Source organism: Prosthecobacter sp., assembly GCF_044232965.1.
Lineage (GTDB): Bacteria > Verrucomicrobiota > Verrucomicrobiia > Verrucomicrobiales > Verrucomicrobiaceae > Prosthecobacter.
The window spans coordinates 1-20,759 of sequence record NZ_JBIIKX010000067.1; the positions used below are offsets into that span (position 1 = coordinate 1).

The following is a 20,759-nucleotide window of genomic DNA, read 5'->3' on the forward strand; positions in this document are numbered from 1 at the left end:
GCGCCAGCAGCGCCAGCAGCGCCAGCAGCTCCGGCGATGGGATCCGACCCGTTTGGTGCTCCGCCCGCTGCGCCAGCCACGCCTCCCGCGGGTGGTGCTACCCCGGCACCCAGCACGGCTGACCCCTTCGGAGCCGCCCCGCCAGCCAAACCCTGATGCCCGCCTCTTCAGTTAATTTTTCACGCCTTCTCCTCCCATGACCAAAGTTCTTTTCATCCTCAGCGCCGTCGTGATCCTCGTGGCCAGCTTCTTCGCCTATCAAAACGGGCGTGAGTTTACCTCCGTGCGTCTGAAAATCGCGGACATCAACGCTAACATCAAGACTGAGCAGGCTGCTGACAAGGCGGTCATCGGTCAGGTGAACCAGTTCGTGGCCGACATCGGCCGCGTTCAAGGCGAGCTGGATGTCGAGGCGGAAAAACTCAAGGCGCAGAAGAACAAGCTTGCTCAGGCAGAGAGCGAGACCACGCGCACGCAGGAGGAACTGGACGGCAAGCTCAAAAAGCAGCAAGAACTCACCGTCAAGCTCGACAAACTGCCCAAAGACGTCAAACCCGAGACGATTGCCGAGGACATCGCCCGCATGAGAAAAGAAAAGCTTGAGTTCGAGTCCCAGGCCGAGGCCAAGAAGAAAGAAACTGTCGCTGAGCAGGAAAAGGTCGCGGTGGTGCAGAAGCGTCTGGATGAGGTCGTGCGCAAGATCGAGGAGCGTCGCAAAAACTTTGATCGCAACAGCCTGACCTCACGAATCCTGGCCGTTAACCATGACTGGGGTTTCGTGGTGATCGATGCTGGCAAATCCACCGCCGGACTCACTCAGGATACCAAGCTCATTGTCACTCGTGGTGCCCTGACTGTGGGCAAAATCAGTGTCATGAACATCGAGGGTAACCGCGCCATGGCTGCCATCGTGCCGGATGCGGTCATCAACGGCATGACGATCATGCCGGGAGATCGCGTGATCCTCGAAAACCTGCTGCAAAACTGATTCTTTCGATTATTGGGATGGTGAAGATGAAAACACGTTCTTTCCGCCTGCTTTTCCTGGTGCTTGCCGCCGCCTGTCTCAGTTCCTGTGCCTCGGACGAGCCGAAGCGCAAAAAAGTCGTGGGACCTGATGGTAGTGCTTACAGCAACCTGCCTTGGAATCGCCCCAAATCGTGGGAGAGCAACGCGCGTTTTGGCGGCATGATGCCCCAGAGCCGCTGATCGCGCATCACAAGGCTGGTTCCAGCAGCGCCTCGCCATCGGCCGTTTTCACCACGCGGTAAAAGCAGGTGGGGCGTTTGGTGTGGCAGCAGCCGCCGCCGTGTTGTTTCACCCGCAGCACAAGAGCGTCTTGATCACAGTCCGTGCGGATTTCGATGATTTCTTGAAACTCGCCGCTCGTCGCGCCTTTGTGCCAGAGCTGGTTGCGGCTGCGGCTCCAATAGACTGCCTGGCCAAGCTCCAGGGTCATTTTGAGGCTCTGCTCGTTCATGTAGGCCAGCATCAGCGGCGCGCCGGTCTCTGAATCCACGGCAAAGGCAGGCATGAGGCCATGCTCATCGAACTTCGGGGCAAAGAGCAGGCCTTCTTCGATGGCTTGCTTGGATTCACGGGCAGCGAAGGCGATGGGAGCTTTGGCGGACATGGATGGCTCCATGCTAGCGCTCCCTCTCCGACGCGCAACCGCCTCATTTTCCTGCGGAATCATGCGCCATGCGGCGCGAACCACCGTGACAAGCCGGTGGACGGGGGCGCAACCGAGGGCGAAGAGTCGGGTGAACGCATGCCATCAGACCCAATGCCTGAAGACGATGCGCCTGCCCTGGGAAGTGTGATCGTGGCTGGCAACAATACCCTTCCAATCTTTTCATGAAGCTTCTGCGTTGGTTCTTTTCGCTCCTGGCCGTCGTCGGCCTGGCGGCGCTGGCCGTGGTGCTTTTTAACCTGATGCCGCGTTACACTTACCATGCCCTTGAAGGTCTGCGCGGGCCGTTGGAGAAGGAGTTTCCGGCACCGTTGACTCCGGTGGCAACTTGGGACCGCGAGGCCGCAGCCGAACCCAGTCGGCTGGCGCTGCTGTTGACCGACCCTGACTCGGCATGGACCGGCGTGCAGCACGCGCTGGATTCCATGGGCATCCCTTATGTGATCACCGATGACGTGGAACGGGCGGTCCGGCACCGGGTGGTGCTGGTTTACCCGATGATCTCAGGCAGGCTGCTCAACTATGAAAAACAGGAAAGCCTGCGCCGACATGTGCGGGAGGGCGGCTGCCTGCTGGCGACGCAGGTGCTGGGAGACGATCTGAAGGATCTTTTTGGTTATGATGAGGTGCTGGAAACCCGCAGGCGGCATTATGAGGTGAAACTTTCTGCCGAGCATGAACTGACCCGCTGGTTGGTGGATGCCCGCGAGCGCACCGTGCGGCTGGGGAATCCCGATCATCCAGAAACTTGGATCGGCACGCAGTATTACACGAAACCTGAGGAGACGCTGGCGTCCTACCAGGATGGACAGGCGGCCTGGATCACCAAGAAGCACCCGGGCGGTGGGCGTGCCATGGCGCTGGGCTTTGACCTGGGGTTCTTTATCCTGAAATGCCAGAATGACCGGGATGAGGAAGCCTCACGGGATTATGTGAACGCCTATGAGCCTTCGGTGGATGTTTGGTTGCGGCTGCTGCGGCATGTCTATCAGGAGCATGAACCGCTGGCGGTGACGGTGGACACGGTGCCCGACGGCAAGCGTCTGTCGGCGGTGATGTCGTTCGACATCGACTACGTCAAATCGCTGCAGAACATCGCGCCCTACCAGGAGCTGCTGACCCAAAACCAGGCTGCTGCCACCTATTTTGTCCAGACCAAGTACTTCAGGGACTACCTCGACAGCGGCTTTTTCAACGACTCAGCCCTGGATGTGCTGCGCTGGCTGCGACAGAGCGGCGCGGAGATCAGCAGTCATTCCGTCTGTCACAGCAAGGTCTTCAACCTGCTGCCGCTGGGCACAGGCACGGAGATGTTTCCAGACTACCAGCCGCGGGTGCATGGCGAGGGGGACACACGCGGAGCCACCGTTTTGGGAGAGCTGCGGGTCAGCAAGTTTTTGCTGGAGCATCTGATCGGCGTGCAGGTGCGCTCGTTTCGTCCGGGGCACCTGGCCTGTCCGCCGAGCCTGCCCCAGGCGCTTGAGGCAACCGGTTATCGCTACGCTTCGTCGGTCACGGCGGCCAATGTGATGACCTACCTGCCGTATCGCAAAAACTACAACCGCCAGTATGGGGCCTCCACCAGCGTGTTTGAGTTTCCTGTGGCCATCGAGGACGAGCACCCGCCTGAAATGGATCAGCGTGCGGACAAGGCGCTCGATTTGGCGAACCAGTTGGCGCAGTATGGCGGCACCTTCATTGTTCTCAGCCACCCCAACATTCTGGGGTACAAGTTTCGCTTCTTTGAAAAAATTCTACCCAAGCTGCGGCCGATGGCGTGGATCGGCACCATCGGCCAATTGGGGGACTGGTGGCAGGCCCGAGACCGACTGGAGATCGACGTGACTCGGCGTGACCGGCAGGTGAACCTGACAGTGACAGCGCCAGAACGCATCCAGGGCGTGACGCTGCATGTGCCAGCCCGTTGGAAAGCCGTCAGTGTGCTCCCGAAAGGCGCGCGCTTGGAGGATGGCCGTTTGTTTCTGCCCGAGCTGGACGGCCACACCATCCTGACTTTTCAGGAAGACTGACCGGACTACTTCTGCGGAAGAATCGGGAGGACTTGATTCAGGATGCCCGCACCGGTTTTGACGCCGTTTTCGAGCAGGCCGGAGGCTCCTTCGATCACCTTGCTGGGAATCTTGGCCGCATCCTCGCCCAGCACGGGCTTGAGCAGGGTTTCCGCCCCTTGGTTGACGATTTTTCCGGGGGTGTCGAACAGCAGGGACATCCCCACTCCTCCGATCAGGCGTGAACTCAAATCCTCCTGCGGCGCATCGAGCGGACCAGCAACGTGGACACTTGTCCACAGCAGGCCAGGAGGGCCGTTGGGGTTGGTCTGGGTAAAGATCAGGCTGTCGGCTCCGGGAATCGCTTTCAGGGTCTCAGGCGTGACGCCGACCATGAAATCCCCCTCCATCATGCGTCCGCGCAGGGTCATGGTGCCTTCGATGCGCAGCAGTCCATTGGATTGCACGATGATTTTTTCGATCCTCAACGCATCGCCCTCAGGACGGAAAGACGCCTGGCAGATGTCGAGCACGAGGCGCTTGAAGCGCTCGACATGGGTGTAAGTGGCGAGTTTTTCGAGCACGGGCAGCCCCTGCAGCACGCCGTTTTCGAGCACGGCATCCGCCTTCCATGCGACGGGCATGTTGCGGCTGCCGGAGAATTCGAGGTCGCCTTTGACTTTGCCGGAGAGGCGCTGCTTCCACCACGCATTGAGGAACTCATCCAGCGGCACGGCCTGGACGTGGGTAAACGTCTGCCACGCTCCGGTTTCAAACTTCACCGAGCCGCGCAGCGTGGCCTCGGAGGATTGTTTCCAGCGCAGCGTGGCGTCACTGAGCTGGATTTGCTCATCGGTGACCCGCAGGGTGGCTTTGACGAGGTCGAGCTTGAGCGCTTCAGCCTGTTCCGGGGCCTTGAACGGCGTTTGCAGCGAGCCGCCGCTGAGTTTGACGGGCACGGAGGTCTTGCCGCTTTCCCACGCGGCGGCTTTCACGTCAGTCTCGGTGATCTTCCACCCGGCCTGCTCGAAGTTGAAATGCCGCACGTCGAAGCCGCTGATTTCCGTCTTCGTCGGAATGTGACGCCGCAGGAAGGACGGGATCGAACTCACCGCGTCTGAGTTGATTGTGGCTGAATCTGCGCCAGCCGGGTTTTGCCTTGTGGCGGCGGGCTGGCGTCGCAGCGTGAGTTCATCCGCACCGGCGCTATGGATGCTCCACATGCCGTTGCGAATGGCACCGAAGTCCAGCGCGGCATGCAGGCCCACCGCTTCGACATCCCAGCCGTGGGCACCTTCCAACTGCATCTCGCTCACCAGGGCGTTGTCGTCATTCCAAGTCAGCGAATCGAGGTGTGCCTCACCGCCGGTCTTCGCGGCGATGAGTTCCGCCGCCTTTTCGCGAAAGGTCTCCTTCTGCACATACGCGCGGATGAAGCGCGTGACGAGCGTCGGGGCCAGCAGGTTCAGCGTGATGGCTGCGATGATGGTCAAAGCGGCCAGTCCTCCCAGCCAGCGAAGTGGCGAGGACTTGCGGCGTGTGGGGCGCGTGCGTCGGTGCATTTCGGCGTGGGATTGATTTTTTGATCGCCAGAGCATCGGTGCCTGGCCTATTTTGTGCGGACTATTTAAACCGCATGCTCAAAGCGCACAACGTCAGTCTTGAAGTCGATGGGCCAGAGAACACCGTGCTGCATCTGCTGCGCGAGGTTTGCTTCAACGTGCCGCCCGGCCATCTGATGGCCATCGTGGGGCCCTCCGGCTGCGGGAAAACGACGCTGCTGAAGGTCATCACAGGCATCCAGGAGCAGACGGTGGGTGATTTGCTGTGGGACGGCCGCGATCTGAGCAATGAGGAAGATTTGCACCCTGGCGATCTCGGCTATGTGCCGCAGTTCAGCGTGGCTTACGATCTGTTGACCGTGGAGGAAAGCATCGCCAGCGCCATGGCGCTGCGCACGCAACTCGCGCAGACGGAGGACTTCATCCCGTCGCTTGATTACATCCTGGAGATCACCGGACTCACCCATCTCGCCGATCGTCAGGTGAAGGTGCTCTCCGGCGGTCAAAAACGCCGCCTCGGCCTCGCGCTGGAGCTTGTCACCGACCCCTGCCTGCTGCTTTGCGACGAAGTCACCAGCGGCCTTGATCCACGTTCAGAACACGAGATCACCGAGCTGCTTCGAGTGCTCTCACGCGGCCATCCGAAGCGTGTGGTGATCAATGTCACGCACAGCCTCGCCAGTCTCGATGCCTACGACAGCGTGATGGTCATGTACCAGGGCGTGCTGACCTTCCACGGCCCGCCGAAGGCCATGATGCATTACTTCGCCGTGGAGCATCCCGAGGAGGTCTATTTGAAGCTCACCGAGCGCAAAAATGGCGACTGGCATGAGTCCTGGGAAAAATACCGCGACACTTACTACAAGCGCCACGGCTTCGACGGCAAACGTGTCCTTCCTGAGGAGAATGAAACCGCTGACGAGGCAAAGAAAAGCGTCAGCGGCCCTGCAAAGACCTCTGTGCGAGAGGATCGTCCTGCGGTGAAGGATGAAGAACCTACGCACTCCGAGGACCACATCCCGGAGCATCACGAATTTCCGCCCATCGAGATGCCGTCTGTGACCACGCAGTTGTTTGAGCTGCTGCGGCGGCGCTGGACGATTTTCCGCCGCGACAAAGCGCAGGTCTGGCTCCATCTCGCCATGCTGCTCGGCTTTCCGCTGCTCGTCGTGATCTTCGCGCTTGATGGCATCAAGCCGCTGCGGGCGCTTTCCACACATCAGGATGACAACGTGGTGTTTGAGATGCAGCGTCAGGCGCAGCATCAGGTCGAGCAGCTCAATGCCGGCAGCCTCGTCTCAGGTCTGGTCATGCTGCAAGTTGTGCTCGTCACCCTGATGGCCAGCAACAACGCCGCGCGTGAGATCGCCTCCGAGCGGCTGATTTTGGAGCGTGAGAAACTCGGCGGTTTGCAGCCCTTCGCCTATGTCGGCAGCAAGGTCATCTTCCTCGGCATCTTCGTGCTCGCCCAAAGTTTATGGATGGGATTCTTCGTCGATCTCGTTGTCGGTGGACTGCCGGGGGATCTCGTCATCAAGCTGGCGTTGCTCACTCTCGCCTCAGCGGCCATGACCAGCGTCTGCCTCGGCATCTCTGCGCTGAGCAAGACGCCGGAAAAGGCCACAATTCTGTGCATCTACCTCGTCGGCTTTCAGCTTCCGCTCTCCGGTGCTGTGCTCACGCTGCCGGACTGGTTGGAAAATTGGGTGCAGCCCGTCATCGCCGCGTTTTGGAGCTGGAGCGGCAGCCTCAGCAGCATGCGCAGCACCGCCTTCTACGATGCCGTGAAGCAGGTCACCAACACCGACCTCGTCACACCCGCCGTCGCCGCCTTTGTGCTGTTCTTGCATGTCATCGTCGGCCTGGCGATGACCTTCGTCGGCGTGCAGCGCAGTCAGTGGGAGTCGTGAGGAGAGTTTTCGCTCAACGGTTCATGCCATGAAGAAAATTGTGATCGTGGTCGTTGGGCTAGGCGTCTCCTGGGCGCTCTTCGCTCCGCCACTGGCAGATTTTGAGCGCATCATCAAGGGAGATGAAGGACGGTATGGAGACGTCAAAGTCATCGAAGACATTTTCAACCGACAGGCTTTCGACGAGCTTCCTGCACATTATGATGGATACAGACACGTTTATAAGAGCGGCGAGTGGATTCATGTGATCAGTTCTGATAGTCATCATGGAGGAGGGACAACCGGAGTGCTTGAATCGAATGGCAAACGCCACTTTTACTTCGGCCATGTTTGTGGGCCTGGTGAAGGAATACCCGTAGATTATGGCGATGCCAAGTTTGACCCGGATCAAATGCAAAACGTTAATCGCCTTCTCAAGATTCGCTGATGCGGCTGCGCACACTCCTGTTCAGCAGAATCAATGCGGCAGTCCAAACAGATAATAAGCCGCGCATAAAAGCGCCATCACGATCATGCCCGCGTTCAACTCACGCCCACGACCGGCGGCGAGCTTCAGCAGCGGATGCACCACCAGACCGGCGGTGAGGCCGTTGGCGATGTTGTAAGTGAAGAGCATCATCACGATCGTCACAAAGGCCGGCACCCATTCCGTGAGGTCGTCGAAGTCGATGCGCCGCACCGAGCCGACCATCAGCACACCCACCGCGATCAAGGCCGGGCCGTAGGCGAAGCGGAGTTGCTGCAGCGGCTCGATCAGCGGAATGAAAAACAGCGAAACCGCGAACAACGCCGCGGTCACCAGCGCCGCGAGGCCGGTGCGCGCGCCTTCCTGGATGCCCGTGGCGGATTCGATGTAAGCGCCGCTTGTTGAGGTGCCGACCAAGCCGCTGAACATGCAGGTCAGCGCGTCCACGATCATCGGACGCTCCACCTGCGGGAAATTGCCCTTTTCATCAAGCAGATTCGCCGCAGCGCCCAGTCCGGTCAGCGTGCCCAGCGTGTCGAGAAAGCTCATCAAAAACAGCGTGAGCAGCACGGGCATGAAACTGAACTGCAACACGCTCGTGACGTCGAGTTTGAACGCAATCGCGCTCAAATCGTAGTCGCCCGTGAATGGCAGTGCGGTGATCGACTTCGGCCACTGACCAAAACCCAGTGCTCCGCCGATCAAGGCGGTCAACGCGATGCCGATGAGCAACGCGCCGCGCACTTTACGAATCATGAGCACCGTCATCAGCACAAAGCCGAGAATCGCCAGCAGCACCTGCGGATCACGCAGGTTGCCGATCTTCACCGGCACGGCGGGCGCGGTGAACAGACCGCCCGCGTTGATGGGCAGCGCCTGCGGAGGCATGCCGGTCACGAAGCTCGTCACGATCCCGGTTTCATACAGTCCGATAAAGGCCAGAAACAGGCCGATGCCGACCGCAAAGCTGTGTTTCAGCCCTGTTGGCACCGAATTCGCCAGCCAGCCGCGCACTCCGAGCAGCGTGATGACGAGAAACACCGCCCCGCTCATAAACACAGCGCCCAATCGTTGTTCCCAGCCGATTCCCAACGCCGCGAGGCCAAAGGCGATGAACGTGTTCTCCCCCATGTAGGGCGCGACCGCGATGGGCCGGTTCGCGATCAATCCCATTAGCGCGCATCCCACCACCGCCGTCAGAATCGTCGCCACCGTGCCTGGACCGGCTGGAATGCCCACGAAGCTCAGGATCGCCGGATTTACCACGATGATGTAGGCCATGGTGATGAAGGTGGTCACACCGCCGATCACCTCGGCACGGACCGAGCCTCCGCGCTCCGCCAGTTTGAAAAACGCCATCATGCGCCTCGACGGGAGCGCGGCCCGCTCGTTGCGCAATCCGAAATCGCCGGAGAAACCATCCAGTTCTTGACCGAATCGGGCGCAACCGTCAGCATCGCGCTGCCATGAACCGTTCTACGCTCTCCTTTGTCTTCGCCGCCCTCACCACCACCGCCATCGCCGGGGAAAATTTCCTCGTCTATTTTGGCACGAACACGAACGCCAAAAACGGCAGCAAGGGCATCTACGTCGCCCGCTTCAACTCTGCTTCTGGTGAACTCACACAGCCAGAACTCGCCGCCGAGGCCGGCAATCCGGGCTTCCTCGCGATCCATCCCTCGAAAAAGTATCTCTACGCGATTGGTGACGTCACCATGGCCGATAGCAAAAAAGGCGGCGGCATCAGTTCTTTCGGCATCGACCTCAAATCCGGCAAGCTCACGCCGATCAATCAAGCCAGCGCGGTCGGCAGCGGTCCCTGCCATGTGAATGTCGATAAAACCGGCAAGATGGCCGCCATTGCCAATTACGGCAGCGGCAGTGTCGCTTCCTATGTCATCAAGGACGACGGTTCCGTCACTGAAGCCGCGAGTTTCATCCAGCATGAGGGCTCCAGCGTCGATCCGAAGCGCCAGACCGGCCCGCACGCCCATTCGGTGAACTTCAGCCCCGACAACCGCTTCGCCTTCGCCTGTGACCTTGGTTTGGACAAGGTGCTCATCTACAAGGTCGATCCCGCCACGGGAAAGCTGACGCCGAACGAACCTGCCTTTGCCAAAACGCCCGCAGGCGGCGGCCCGCGCCATCTCGCCTTCCATCCCAGCGGCAAATACGTCTTCGTGAACAACGAAATGGCCTTGACCGAGACCGTCTTCGCCTACGATGCGGAAAAAGGCGCTCTCACCGAGATCGAAACCGTCTCCACCCTGCCCGAGGCCGACCGTGGCAAAACCGGTCTCAGCACCGCCGAGACCCTCGCGCATCCAAATGGTCGCGTCGTCTATGTTTCCAACCGCACGCACGACACCATCGCCGTCTTCGCCTGCGATCCGGCCACAGGGAAGCTCACGCTTCTGCAAAACGTCCCCGTCGAAGGCAAAATCCCTCGCAACATCTGCCTCGACCCCACGGGCAAGTGGCTCATCGCCGCACATCAGGACAGCGGCACGGCGGCCCTTTTCAAGGTCGATCAGGATAGCGGCAAGCTCACCTTCACCGGCACCAAGGTAAACGTCCCCGGCAGCATCTGCGTGCGGTTTCTGGGGCTTGATTAAGCGAGCGCCAATGAGTCGGCGAGATGCAGGTCAAAAATGCCAATTCTGGAGGCGGGTGTTTGGGGCTTCGGTTACTCGGAGTGATCGGCTTTTTCGCCCTGATGAGCTTGGTTTCTTCGCGTTCAAAAACTCGTCGATCACTATCAAACGCTGAGTAGTGCGCACGTCGTATTGAGACACAACTCTCGTTTCATGCGCAGCATTACCCAGACGTCATCTGCTCCGCATTATCTTCTCTGCGCCGGTCTTCCCTGTCGTCGCAGTGCTTCCGCGCCCAACATGGAGAGGTGATGTCTCACCTTGTTCATATGGCTCACGGGCCTGGTTGCTTCATCGCCTCCGCCACAAACGGCGCGAACTCGCGGAAGCTCCAGGCGCTTTTGCTGAGGCCCCAGGCGGTGTCTTGTTTGTGACTGGGGTCGATTTCGGCGGTGATGAAGTCTTCCTGGTGGCGACGGCTTTGGACGAGGATCTCGCCGTGCGGGTCCATGACGTAACTGTCGCCGTAGCCGATGCCGGGATTCTTGGTGATGCCGGATTTGGCGGGATCGAGGACGACGTTGTTGCCACGGACGAAATAGACGCTGTTTTCATTGGCGCGGGCGGCGTGGTCGGCGCGGACTTTCATGAAGTGGGAGATGAGGCCTTTGTCGCTGATATAGTTGAAGTGCGGGGCGAAGATGACGCGGGCACCTTTGAGCGCGAGGATGCGCGCGGGCTCGATGTAGCCGCCGTCGGCGCAGATGAGGACGCCAAACTTGAGTCCGTCGATCTCCCAGACGGGGAAGTCGCGGCCCTGCTTGTGAAACTTCATGTAGGCGGCGCATTTGCTGTAGATGCCGAACTTCTGGCCGTGGTGGGCGACGACGACCGTGTTGTAGAGGTCGCTGCCGCGCAACTCGTTGAAACCGGCGATGGCGACGGCGGCGTGGCGGGCGGTGACATCGAGAATGCGCTTCATTTGGGGCGAATCGGCGGCGAAGGCGCCTTTGCGTGCGAACTCCTCGGTGTCGGGGTAGCCGGTGAAGAAACACTCGGGGAAGGAGACGATCTTCGCGCCCTCGGCGTCGGCACGTTTGAGGCCTTCTTCAAAACGGGCGAGGTTGTGGTCGAAGTCGCCAACCCACGGTTCAAACTGGCAGTGCGCGATTTTCATGCGGGCTTAACGCCTTGAACGCGTGACATTTGGCAGAATGAATGAAGTTCCCACTTGGCGGAATGAGGGCAGTTTGATAGCGTCGCGCACTTTCCAAAAATGAACCGCGAACTTATTATCCGCCTTTGTTTCGTTGTGCTAGCCCTTCTCGTCGCCGCCTTGGTGGTGGATGCGATCAAGGAGGCGGACGATGGCATGAAGCTGGTGGCGGTGATTCTGCTCGGTGTGACGGGCGGCATTCTGATGGTGAAATTCGTGATCCCATGGATCGGCGACGCGATGGGCGAGGCGGTGTTCTCCTCGGGCGAGCAGGTGGAGCAGGACGAGATGACGAAGGCGGCCGCCTGCATCTCCCAGGGCGACTACCCAGGAGCCATCGGTCACTACGAAAAAATGCTGGAAGACAAGCCCGACGATCCCTTCCCGGTGGCGGAAATCGCGAAGGTGCATGCGGAGCGGCTGCATGACCCTCAATCAGCGTTGCAGGTGCTCAGCGACCATTTGCAGAGCAAGGACTGGCCGGTGGATGACGCGGCCTTCATCATGTTCCGCATCGCGGATGTGCAACTGACCCAACTGCACGACTTTGAGGCCGCGCGTGACATGCTGCAGCAAGTCATCGGCAACTTCCCGAACACCCGCCACAGCGCGAACGCGCATCACAAGATGAGCGAAATCGAGCAGGCTGAGTACAAGGTGCTGATGGATCAGCGCCTGAAAGCGGGAGCCTCTGGAGGAGCGACGGCCTAACCTTTCTTCCCATGGCGGACGATGCTCGCGAAGCTCCAGTGCTGGACCCGGGCAAATCCGCTGATGGTACTGGCGCTGGCCGCCACAGCTGGCATTCTTGCCGCCGAGTCTGGCTGGCTGAAATTCGGTGAGGACACGCTGATGAGCTGCGCGGCGTTGCTGCTTGCCGCCGCATTCTTTTGGAGACGCGCGTGGTTGCTGCTGCCAGGCTGCGCGCTGGTGTTTGCGTTCATTCATGAAGCGCGGACAGACGAAACATTTCGCCATCCGCTGCGCACCGTGCTGTTGGGCGCGGACAAACCACTGCAAGCCACGATTCAGGGCAGCCTACTGCCGGATTTCGACACCACGGCGGATGGACGGGCCCACGCGTTGTGCAAGGCACGGAGGATTGAGATTTCAGCAGCGGGCGCGGTCATCGAACAAGAGGCGACATTGCTGGTGCGGCTGCCCAAGGGCGTGCGTTTTCCGGGCGCGGGTGTGTTTGAACTGAGGGGAGATGTTTATCTGCCTCGCGCCTCGTCGAATCCGGGCGCGTTTGACGCGCAGGAGTACGCGCTGCGGAATGGGCGAGTGGCCCGGTTTGATGCCGAGGGGCTGCATCGCATCCATGGAGGCGGCGAGGCGCTGTGGTGCGCATTCCTGGAGGCGGCGGAGCGTTGCAGGCGGTGGATCAGCACCCAGCTCACGAAGGATCTGGAGGATGATCCTGAAACGGCGGCCGTGATTCGTGCGATGGCGCTGGGTGTCTCCGCCGAGGCGGATGATGAGATCGAGGATGCGTTTCGGAACAGTGGAACGTTGCATGTCTTCGCGGTGAGTGGTCTGCATGTCGGACTGCTGGGCTTGATCGCGCTCGCGTTGATGCGGCAGCTCGGCCTGCGGCGCGGGATTTCGCTGTGGATGACAGTGGCCGTGGTGTTTGCGTATGCATTTATCACCGGCTGGCGGCCTTCCTCGGCGCGGGCGGCGCTGATGGTGGCGGTGTTCATGGGAGCGCCGCTGGCGGACCGCGAATCGTCGCTGCAAAATAGCCTGGGCATGGCCGCGCTGCTGCTGCTGGGAGCTGACACGCACCAGCTTTTTATGCCGGGGTTTCAGCTTTCGTTCGTGGTGCTGTGGCTGAGCGTGATTGGCTCGGTGCCGCTGGTGCAACGCTTGCTGCCCCTCACACAGCTCGATCCGTTTTTGCCACCGCAGCTCGCGAACTGGCGGCAGCGCGCATCGAGCCATTCACGTCGTTGGTTTGTGGCCACGCTGAGTGTTTCGACCGCCGCGTGGATCGGCAGCCTGCCGTTCATCCTCGGCCATTTTCAATCGGTCACGCCGGTGGCGGTGATCGCGAACTGCGTGCTCGTGCCGTTGTCGTTTTTGTGTCTGGGCGCCACCTGTTTGAGCCTGTGCGCCGCTGCACTGCATCTCTCGGGCGTGCAGATCATTTTCAACAACGTCAACTGGGCCATGGCGAAGGCGATGGTGGCCAGCGCGGCCTGGTTTGCGGGTCTGCCAGGCGCAAGCTTCCATTTCAAACCGAACGAAGTTCTCGCAAACGCTCCTGCCACCTGGCGGGTGATGGAACTGCCGCATGGCGCGGCGGCGAATCATCTGCGCATCGGCAAAGAGCACTGGTTGTTCGACGTGGGCGATGAAACGAACTTCCGCCGTGTGCTGCGGCCGTATTTGCACTCCAGCGGCATCAATGTGGTCACAGGCGTGTTTCTCAGCCACAACGATGCCGATCACGTGGGTGCGGTAGAGAAGGTGATCGCGGAATTCGACCAGCCGCGCTTGTTTTGCAGCACGCAGGAGCCAGGAGCGCTGGATTCCTCGCTCTCCACGCTGCGGCGGCTCGCGGATGCCACGAACGGCGGAATCCTGCGCCGTCTGCGTGTGGATGAGCGGCTCGCCTTGTCCGGCGACTCACACTTCACAGCCGAGGCGCGAGTGCTTTACCCATCCCAGCAGGTGCAAAATGCGCGTGGTGACGACCGTGCGATGGTGGTCATGCTCCACCTCGGCCCGTGGCGCGTGCTGTGGGTGAGCGACGCGGGCTGGAACGCGGAGAAAACCCTCGGCTCAGGTTCCGATGACGTGCGTTGCGATGTGTTGATCCGCAGCCAGCATGAGCTGGATCGTGAGATGAGCGCCGAATTTCTGCTCAAAGCCGCGCCGCGTGTGATTGTATGCGGAAGCGACGCCCGGCAGGCCGAGGTTCTGTTGCCAGATTCACTGGTTCAATTCACACGACAACAAAACATCCCGCTGCTCGACACTTGGAGCGACGGCAGCATCGAACTGCGCATGACGACGGATGAGCTTCAGGCGCTGGGTGCGCGAAGCGAAAAGCCAGTGATCCTCAAGCCGCGTGGCTAATGCCTCACGGCGTGGCGTCAGGGAGCTTGCCGAGGCGGGCGATGATGTCGCCCATCTTGTTGTTGCGGATGACTTCGAGTTTCACCTCACTGCCGGGCGGCTGGGTGCGGATGATTTGAAGAAGATCGCCAGGAGAGCGGAAGGCCATGCCTTGAAATTTCGTGACCACGTCCCCCGGCTTCAAACCGGCCTCGGCGGCGGGTGATTGAGGACTGATGTCAGTGATGAGGGCGCCGCGCCGCGCGGTGCCCCACACCGGGTCGATGTCCACCGGCTCGCTGCTGACCTCAAGTCCGAGAAAGCCTCGGCCTGTGGCGTTGAGACCGGCGGTCTTGGTGGCGTTCTCCTTCATTTTTTCCTGAAGACCCTCCACCACCATTTTCACATTGTTGGCCGGAACGGCGAGGCCCACGCCCTGCCAGGCGCGCACACTTTCATCCCCGCGATAAATGGCGACGTTGATGCCGATGATCTCGCCGCGAATGTTCACCAGCGGACCGCCGGAGTTGCCCGGATTGATGACCGTGTCGGTTTGCAGGTAGTCCATCTGGCTGTCGCTGAGATGACGATCACGCGCACTGATGATGCCCTGCGTCACCGTGCCGCTCAGACCGAAAGGATTGCCCACGGCAAAGACGATCTGGCCCACGCGCACCTCGTCGGAGTTGGCAAATTTGAGCGCGGGAAAGTCGGTACGGTGGCTTTCGATCTTCAGCAGCGCGATGTCTCGGTCCGGGCTCGCGCCGAGGATCGTGGCGGGATATTTTTTGTTGTCGTTGGTGATGACCTGCACCTCCGCCACGCCCTCGATGACGTGGAAGTTCGTCACGACGTGCCCTTCCTTGCTGATGATGGCCCCGGAGCCGAGGCCGGGGATGACTTGCGCCCGCTCGCCGATGAGGCCGAAGAACGGATGCCACTTCACCTGGCCCTGGCGGAGGGTCTTGGTGTTGATGCTGACGACGGTGGGCAGCACAGCTTCAGAAAGCTTGGCAAACTCCTCATTCAGTCTGCCTAGCACGGACAAATCATTCAGATTCAGCTTGGGTTTGTCAGGCAGAGTGAAAGAGGAGGGCTTTTCTCCCTTCAGCAGGTTGATCGCGCCGTAGCCATCCTGGTCCTTGCGCCACCACGAGAACAAAATCGCGGCGAGCACGAACATCAGGCTGGCGAAGAGCAGACGGCGAAACAATTCCATGCGTATCAATGCGTCACGGGCTGAAAACTTCCAAGGTCAAACTTCAGGCGGGCACCCGGCCTCAAGCTGCCTTTTTGGGACAGATGATGACCAGTTTCTGCCGTGTCGGTGGTATGCCGGGGTCTTCCAGGGCGCGATTGACGGCGTTTTTGATCTCGTCGGGCTGAAAGGGCTTCGTCACATAGTCGCAGGCTCCGCGACGGATGGCCGTCACGATATCGCGAGTTTCGGAGCAGGCGGAGACCATCACGCACCGGGTGGCGGGGGAGGATTCACGCGCCTCACGGATGACATCCAGGCCGTCGGTGTCTCCAAGACGGCGGTCCACCAGGACCACATCGGGAGTGAGCTCACGGATGGCATTCAATCCGGCGCGTCCGTTGTCGAAGGCCATTACCTCATGGCCTTCTGCACGGCAAAGCGTGGAAAGCAGCTTCAGAACGGGCGGGTGATCTTCAATAACAATGATATTTGCCATGATAATTGTTTTTATCATGCCTGCGTTGTTTCAGCAACCTTGATCTTCGTTCGTCGCGGAATTCAATCCCACACAGCCCGGCTTCTCATTTGCGCAGGCCCGCCAATCCGGCATTCTAGCGGCCCGCCATGACCTCCTCCTTGCTTCGCTACTGCCCTGACCTCTACAACTACCAGCGCCGTGAAACGCGGCCTGTGCAGGTCGGCAAGGTCCAAATCGGCGGTGGAGCGCCGGTGGTCGTGCAGAGCATGCTCACCAGTGACACGCGTGACGCCGAGGCCTGTGTGAAGGAGGCGCTCGGACTTGCCGAGGCCGGTTGTCAGATCGTTCGTGTGACGGCGCAGACGCGTGTCATCGCCGAAAATCTCCAGCACATCCGCGACGGCCTGCGGAAGGCGGGTTGCGACGTGCCGCTGGTCGCCGACATCCATTTCAAGCCCGACGCGGCCATGGAGGCCGTGAAGTGGGTGGAAAAAGTCCGCGTGAATCCCGGCAACTATGCCGACAAAAAGAAGTTCGCCGTCAAAGAATACACCGATGACGAGTACGCCGCCGAGGTGGCCTACATGGAGGAGCAGTTTGTCCCGCTGGTGAAGGATTGCATTCGTCTCGGCCGCGCCATGCGCATCGGCACGAATCACGGCTCCCTCAGCGACCGCATCATGAACCGTCATGGCGACACGCCGCTCGGGATGGTCGAAAGCGCGCTCGAATTTGCCCGCATCGCCCGTGCGCAGGGCTATCACAACTTCCTCTTCTCGATGAAGGCCAGCAATCCGAAGGTCATGATCGAGGCCTATCGGTTGCTCGTCGCTCATCTCAATAAGCTCGGCTCCGATTGGAATTATCCCATCCATCTCGGCGTCACCGAAGCCGGTGATGGTGAAGACGGCCGCATCAAGAGCGCCATCGGCATCGGTTCGCTGCTTGCCGACGGCATCGGCGACACCGTGCGCGTTTCCTTGACCGAAGACGCCATCTTTGAGATCCCCGTGGCCCAGCAACTCGTGAAGCCCTACAACGAAGGCCTTCCAGCTCACTTTGAGCGCATCGAAAACGCGCCAGCGGTCAGCTACGATCCCTTCGACTATGTGCGCCGCGAATCGCAGGTGCTCACCATCAACGGAGTCAAAACCGGCGGCCACGAAACCGTCCCTGTCTTCACCTCACGGAAGAAATGGGACGCTGTCGCCCACAAGATCGACAAGCTTGGCGACTACAAGCCGGAGATCGTCATGGAGGACAGCGGCGTCATCGAAATCGACCCGCGCGATGCTGCTGCTGTCGCGAGCATCAACGCATCTGCCGAAGCCAAACTCGTTTCGATCAAAGACGGCCTCAAACTGCCCGTGATCGCCGCGTATCGCCTGCTCGCGGCCCGGATCGACAAAAAGCATCCGATTCTCCTCAAGGACACGCTGAGTCTAGCATCCAGCATCCAGGATCAAGCATCGGATTTCGCCGAGAACCTGCTTGTCGCCGCGACGAACATCGGCTCGCTGCTGTGCGATGGCATTGGCGACGCCGTCATTGTGAACGGCGAAGACGCGCCCGGCCAGGCGCTGCGCATCAGCTACAACATTCTGCAAGCCGCCGGCGTGCGCATCTTCAAGACCGACTACGTCGCCTGCCCGAGCTGCGGCCGCACGCTCTTCAATCTCCAGACCACCACGCAGAAGATCCGCGCCGCCACCGGCCATCTCAAAGGCGTGCGCATCGCCGTCATGGGCTGCATCGTCAACGGCCCCGGCGAAATGGCCGATGCCGACTTCGGCTACGTCGGCGGCGCACCCGACAAGATCAACCTCTACGTCGGCAAGACCGCCGTGAAGTTCAACATCCCCGAAGGCGAGGCTGTCGAGCGCCTCATCGACCTCATCAAAGAACACGACCGCTGGTTTGACGCGCCGGTGGCGGCGTGAGACGGCTGGTGGGCCAACGGCTTGGTTCATCAAAACGAGCCTGCATGCCGTGCGAATGATCTCAGGTCATTCGGTCACGTCTTCAATGCTGAACCCGTCTGCTTGCGCTTTTCACAACTGTAATTTGTCAGCCAGTTGCAGCCTGACCCCGTTCCGACCCCGTTCCGACCCCGTTCCCCACTTTGACCCCGTTCCCCCACTAAGACGACCCAAGCCACCAAGGCCAGGGCGAAGAGTTTGAGGATGGGGAGTTTGGTGATCATCTCCTGAACCATGGGATCGCTCGCGTTATCAGTTAATGTTAATCTTGGCAGCTTGCCCCCGTTTTCCCAGATTTGTTTTCCACCAATCTCGTGCCCACCAAAGGCTGACGATTACACCCAATCCAATCAGCGTTTGATATCGCACGGGACGTTGAATGCGGGCTCTGCATTCGCCTGTAATACCCATCTGAAGGTCATCAGCGACAATATGTTTAGCTGCCGCTTCGCTAATTGTGCTCATAACTTTTGCAGACCTCACAACAGTCTCCTCGGCGGGAATCCAGTACGCATATTCTAGGCTATTCGTGCCAAATATAGCTGCGCACTGCCATAACATGAAAATAATTAACAGCAACTCTGGCAACTTGCGAATAAATGACATAAGAGAATCTTGGTGGAATTTACGGGGTCGATCCATCATAGCCATTCGGCGAAAAAGGAACTCCCGGTTCGTAGGTTGGATCGGCGACAAAACCTGTAGAATTATTCAGTGTACAAAGACCGGGGGTTAGGCTGCAACTGGCTGACAAATCCATATCGTTACGATTTACTCCTTCATTGATTCATACTTGTCAATTGGATGGCCGACGCCCGTAGCTGTCTGATCGCCTCGGCATTCGATTCAAAAGCGAAGTCGTCGAAGTCCACTGCATCGAGTTCGCAGGCCATGAACTCCATGACCTCGGTAGGATCGGCTTTGACGCCGCTGAAGTCTGGCACGCGGGCGACGTAGAAGAGGTCGATCGTCGGCCAGGGGAAGTTCTGGAAGTGGTAGCTGTTGTTCAGCGTGCTCAGATAAGTGAAGGCGCTCGCAGGCAGGTCGAGGCCCACTTCCTCGCGCGTTTCGCGGGCGGCTCCCATCTCGCCGGTTTCCTCAGGCTCGATGACACCGCCGGGCAGGCCGAGTTTGCCGAGGCCGGGCTGATGCGCGCGCCGGATGATGAGAATGCGGTCCTGTGCGTCGAGGATGAGCGCGCAGGCGGCGGGAATGGGGGTGATGAAATGGCGGTGCCCGCAGGCGGCGCACGCAAACTCACGCCAGCTTTGCGCCGTCAAGGGGCTGCCGCCGCAGTTGCTGCAAAATTTGAAGGGAGACTCAGCCATGCGGTCTTCCCTGCCGTCGATACGCCCGCCATGCCAGCACAAACACGAGCACGCACGCCGCTTTCATGACGAACAGCCACCAGGGCTCCCACCAGGCGCCGGTTTGAGCCTCAATGAGATCCGAAATGCCAAACACCCCAAAGGCTGGCGGCAGCAACAAACTCCAGGGCCGCTGCCTGCGGCCACGGAACGCCAGAATGAGGGCGATGACGAACCACAGGCCGGCCTCAGCGTGATTGAACACGGTATGAAAGGTGGTTTCCTCGCCCGGCATGCGCGGAGGTTCCCATCGTAGCCGGGGTGGTTCAAGGGCGGCCCGGCATTTCTTTGCTTGGCGCTGGCATCTTCCTTTGCCAAGATGGGCATTCTGATTTTCCCCGCATGAGCAACAACCTCCTCCAGTCCTGGCTTCGCCTTCCCGACGGGGAGCGCCATGACTTAAACGGGACATGCAGCATCGGACGCTCGCCGGAAAACTCGCTTCAACTCGCGGACCATGAGGTTTCCCGCCGCCATGCGATCATCCAGGCCCAGGGCGAGCGCGAATTTTGGCTGGTCGATCTCGGCAGCGCGAACGGGACGTATGTGAACGGCCGCCGCATCTCGCAGTCCGTCCGCCTGCACAACAGCGACATCATCCGTATCGCCAACAATGAACTGGAGTTCTGCACGGAAATTCTGAGCGCCATGCATCCGGCCAGCAAGCAGGTGATGGCCTCGACGATGATCCACATCCGCCAGGCGCAGTGCTGGCTGATGGTGGCGGACATCATCGGCTCCACCAAGCTGGCGCAGACGCTGCCCGGCGCGCAGTTTCCGCGCATGACGGGCACCTGGTTCAAGAACTGCCGCCAGATCATCGACGAATGCGGCGGCCACATGTCGAAGTATCTCGGCGATGGATTCTTCTGCTACTGGGATGACACGGAAGACGGCGCCATCCAGGTGCGGCAGGCTGTGTCGAAGCTTTATGAGGCGCAACTCGGTGCGAATCCGCCCTTCCGGCTCGTGCTGCATTTCGGCGCCGCCGCGCTCGGCACCGTGCCGACGATGAACGAGCTGAATCTGCACGGACCGGAGGTCAATTTTGTCTTCCGCATCGAAAAGGTGGCCGGCTCTTTGAGGCAGAACGTCCTTTTCAGCGAGGCGGCTGTGAAAAGAATGCGGGCGGAAAAAGAGGTGGGCCTTGTCGGCGAGTGCGCGGTGGAAGGCTTCTCCGCCATGCACAAGTTCTATGCTCCGGGCAGGTGAGTGGAGCTC

The 20,759-nt window shown here is 60.1% G+C and carries 19 protein-coding genes; 10 read left to right on the top strand and 9 right to left on the bottom strand.

Annotation, left to right across the window (positions count from 1 at the left end; genetic code table 11):
- Positions 1 to 196 precede the first annotated feature (196 nt).
- Both ACILSI_RS21315 and ACILSI_RS21320 read left to right on the top strand, forming a co-directional pair.
- The gene (locus ACILSI_RS21315) at positions 197 to 988 is read left to right on the top strand and encodes a hypothetical protein (protein ID WP_395723939.1); all 792 of its coding nucleotides are present in this window, start codon (positions 197 to 199) and stop codon (positions 986 to 988) included.
- A gap of 26 nt (positions 989 to 1,014) precedes the next feature.
- Complete coding sequence (locus tag ACILSI_RS21320) at positions 1,015 to 1,209, top strand: hypothetical protein (protein WP_395723940.1); 195 nt, start codon at positions 1,015 to 1,017, stop codon at positions 1,207 to 1,209.
- A gap of 7 nt (positions 1,210 to 1,216) precedes the next feature.
- Here ACILSI_RS21320 and hisI read toward each other — a convergent pair whose 3' ends face one another.
- Complete coding sequence (gene hisI / locus ACILSI_RS21325) at positions 1,217 to 1,633, bottom strand: phosphoribosyl-AMP cyclohydrolase (RefSeq protein WP_395723941.1); 417 nt, start codon at positions 1,631 to 1,633, stop codon at positions 1,217 to 1,219.
- 224 nt (positions 1,634 to 1,857) lie between these two features.
- Here hisI and ACILSI_RS21330 point away from each other — a divergent pair, with 224 nt between their 5' ends.
- Positions 1,858 to 3,723, top strand: a complete 1,866-nt coding sequence (locus tag ACILSI_RS21330; protein ID WP_395723942.1) for a polysaccharide deacetylase family protein — start codon at positions 1,858 to 1,860, stop codon at positions 3,721 to 3,723.
- Positions 3,724 to 3,728: 5 nt separating this feature from the next.
- On the opposite strand, the gene ACILSI_RS21335 is transcribed toward ACILSI_RS21330, so the two are convergent.
- On the bottom strand, positions 3,729 to 5,264 hold the full coding sequence (locus tag ACILSI_RS21335; RefSeq protein WP_395723943.1) for a hypothetical protein: 1,536 nt from the start codon (positions 5,262 to 5,264) through the stop codon (positions 3,729 to 3,731).
- Positions 5,265 to 5,338: 74 nt separating this feature from the next.
- Here ACILSI_RS21335 and ACILSI_RS21340 point away from each other — a divergent pair, with 74 nt between their 5' ends.
- Entirely contained in the window at positions 5,339 to 7,174 is a 1,836-nt protein-coding gene (locus ACILSI_RS21340) for an ATP-binding cassette domain-containing protein (protein WP_395723944.1), read from the top strand.
- 28 nt (positions 7,175 to 7,202) lie between these two features.
- Positions 7,203 to 7,601, top strand: a complete 399-nt coding sequence (locus tag ACILSI_RS21345) for a hypothetical protein (RefSeq protein WP_395723945.1) — start codon at positions 7,203 to 7,205, stop codon at positions 7,599 to 7,601.
- Positions 7,602 to 7,631: 30 nt separating this feature from the next.
- Here the strand turns inward: ACILSI_RS21345 and ACILSI_RS21350 are convergent, their stop codons facing one another.
- Positions 7,632 to 9,002 (bottom strand): NCS2 family permease, encoded by a 1,371-nt coding sequence (locus ACILSI_RS21350; RefSeq protein ID WP_395723946.1) that lies wholly within the window; start codon positions 9,000 to 9,002, stop codon positions 7,632 to 7,634.
- 104 nt (positions 9,003 to 9,106) lie between these two features.
- Here ACILSI_RS21350 and ACILSI_RS21355 point away from each other — a divergent pair, with 104 nt between their 5' ends.
- Positions 9,107 to 10,255 (top strand): lactonase family protein, encoded by a 1,149-nt coding sequence (locus ACILSI_RS21355; protein WP_395723947.1) that lies wholly within the window; start codon positions 9,107 to 9,109, stop codon positions 10,253 to 10,255.
- A 313-nt stretch (positions 10,256 to 10,568) separates the two neighbouring features.
- On the opposite strand, the gene ACILSI_RS21360 is transcribed toward ACILSI_RS21355, so the two are convergent.
- Entirely contained in the window at positions 10,569 to 11,411 is an 843-nt protein-coding gene (locus ACILSI_RS21360) for a carbon-nitrogen hydrolase family protein (RefSeq protein WP_395723948.1), read from the bottom strand.
- A gap of 99 nt (positions 11,412 to 11,510) precedes the next feature.
- Here ACILSI_RS21360 and ACILSI_RS21365 point away from each other — a divergent pair, with 99 nt between their 5' ends.
- The gene (locus ACILSI_RS21365; RefSeq protein ID WP_395723949.1) at positions 11,511 to 12,161 is read left to right on the top strand and encodes a tol-pal system YbgF family protein; all 651 of its coding nucleotides are present in this window, start codon (positions 11,511 to 11,513) and stop codon (positions 12,159 to 12,161) included.
- A 21-nt stretch (positions 12,162 to 12,182) separates the two neighbouring features.
- Complete coding sequence (locus ACILSI_RS21370) at positions 12,183 to 14,534, top strand: ComEC/Rec2 family competence protein (RefSeq protein ID WP_395723950.1); 2,352 nt, start codon at positions 12,183 to 12,185, stop codon at positions 14,532 to 14,534.
- 4 nt (positions 14,535 to 14,538) lie between these two features.
- Here the strand turns inward: ACILSI_RS21370 and ACILSI_RS21375 are convergent, their stop codons facing one another.
- A complete protein-coding gene (locus ACILSI_RS21375; RefSeq protein WP_395723951.1) occupies positions 14,539 to 15,732 on the bottom strand; it encodes a S1C family serine protease in 1,194 nt (397 codons plus the stop codon).
- 61 nt (positions 15,733 to 15,793) lie between these two features.
- Entirely contained in the window at positions 15,794 to 16,210 is a 417-nt protein-coding gene (locus ACILSI_RS21380; RefSeq protein WP_395723952.1) for a response regulator, read from the bottom strand.
- Between the two features lie 128 nt (positions 16,211 to 16,338).
- On the opposite strand from ACILSI_RS21380, the gene ispG reads away from it, so the two are divergent.
- A complete protein-coding gene (gene ispG, locus ACILSI_RS21385; RefSeq protein WP_395723953.1) occupies positions 16,339 to 18,132 on the top strand; it encodes a (E)-4-hydroxy-3-methylbut-2-enyl-diphosphate synthase in 1,794 nt (597 codons plus the stop codon).
- 291 nt (positions 18,133 to 18,423) lie between these two features.
- On the opposite strand, the gene ACILSI_RS21390 is transcribed toward ispG, so the two are convergent.
- The 3 genes from ACILSI_RS21390 to ACILSI_RS21400 form a co-directional block, all read right to left on the bottom strand.
- Positions 18,424 to 18,777 (bottom strand): hypothetical protein, encoded by a 354-nt coding sequence (locus ACILSI_RS21390; RefSeq protein ID WP_395723954.1) that lies wholly within the window; start codon positions 18,775 to 18,777, stop codon positions 18,424 to 18,426.
- Positions 18,778 to 18,950: 173 nt separating this feature from the next.
- Entirely contained in the window at positions 18,951 to 19,499 is a 549-nt protein-coding gene (locus ACILSI_RS21395; protein WP_395723955.1) for an NUDIX domain-containing protein, read from the bottom strand.
- Positions 19,492 to 19,773, bottom strand: a complete 282-nt coding sequence (locus ACILSI_RS21400; RefSeq protein WP_395723956.1) for a hypothetical protein — start codon at positions 19,771 to 19,773, stop codon at positions 19,492 to 19,494. The genes ACILSI_RS21395 and ACILSI_RS21400 overlap by 8 nt, the downstream gene beginning before the upstream one ends.
- A gap of 107 nt (positions 19,774 to 19,880) precedes the next feature.
- On the opposite strand from ACILSI_RS21400, the gene ACILSI_RS21405 reads away from it, so the two are divergent.
- Entirely contained in the window at positions 19,881 to 20,750 is an 870-nt protein-coding gene (locus ACILSI_RS21405) for an FHA domain-containing protein (protein ID WP_395723957.1), read from the top strand.
- Positions 20,751 to 20,759 lie beyond the last annotated feature (9 nt).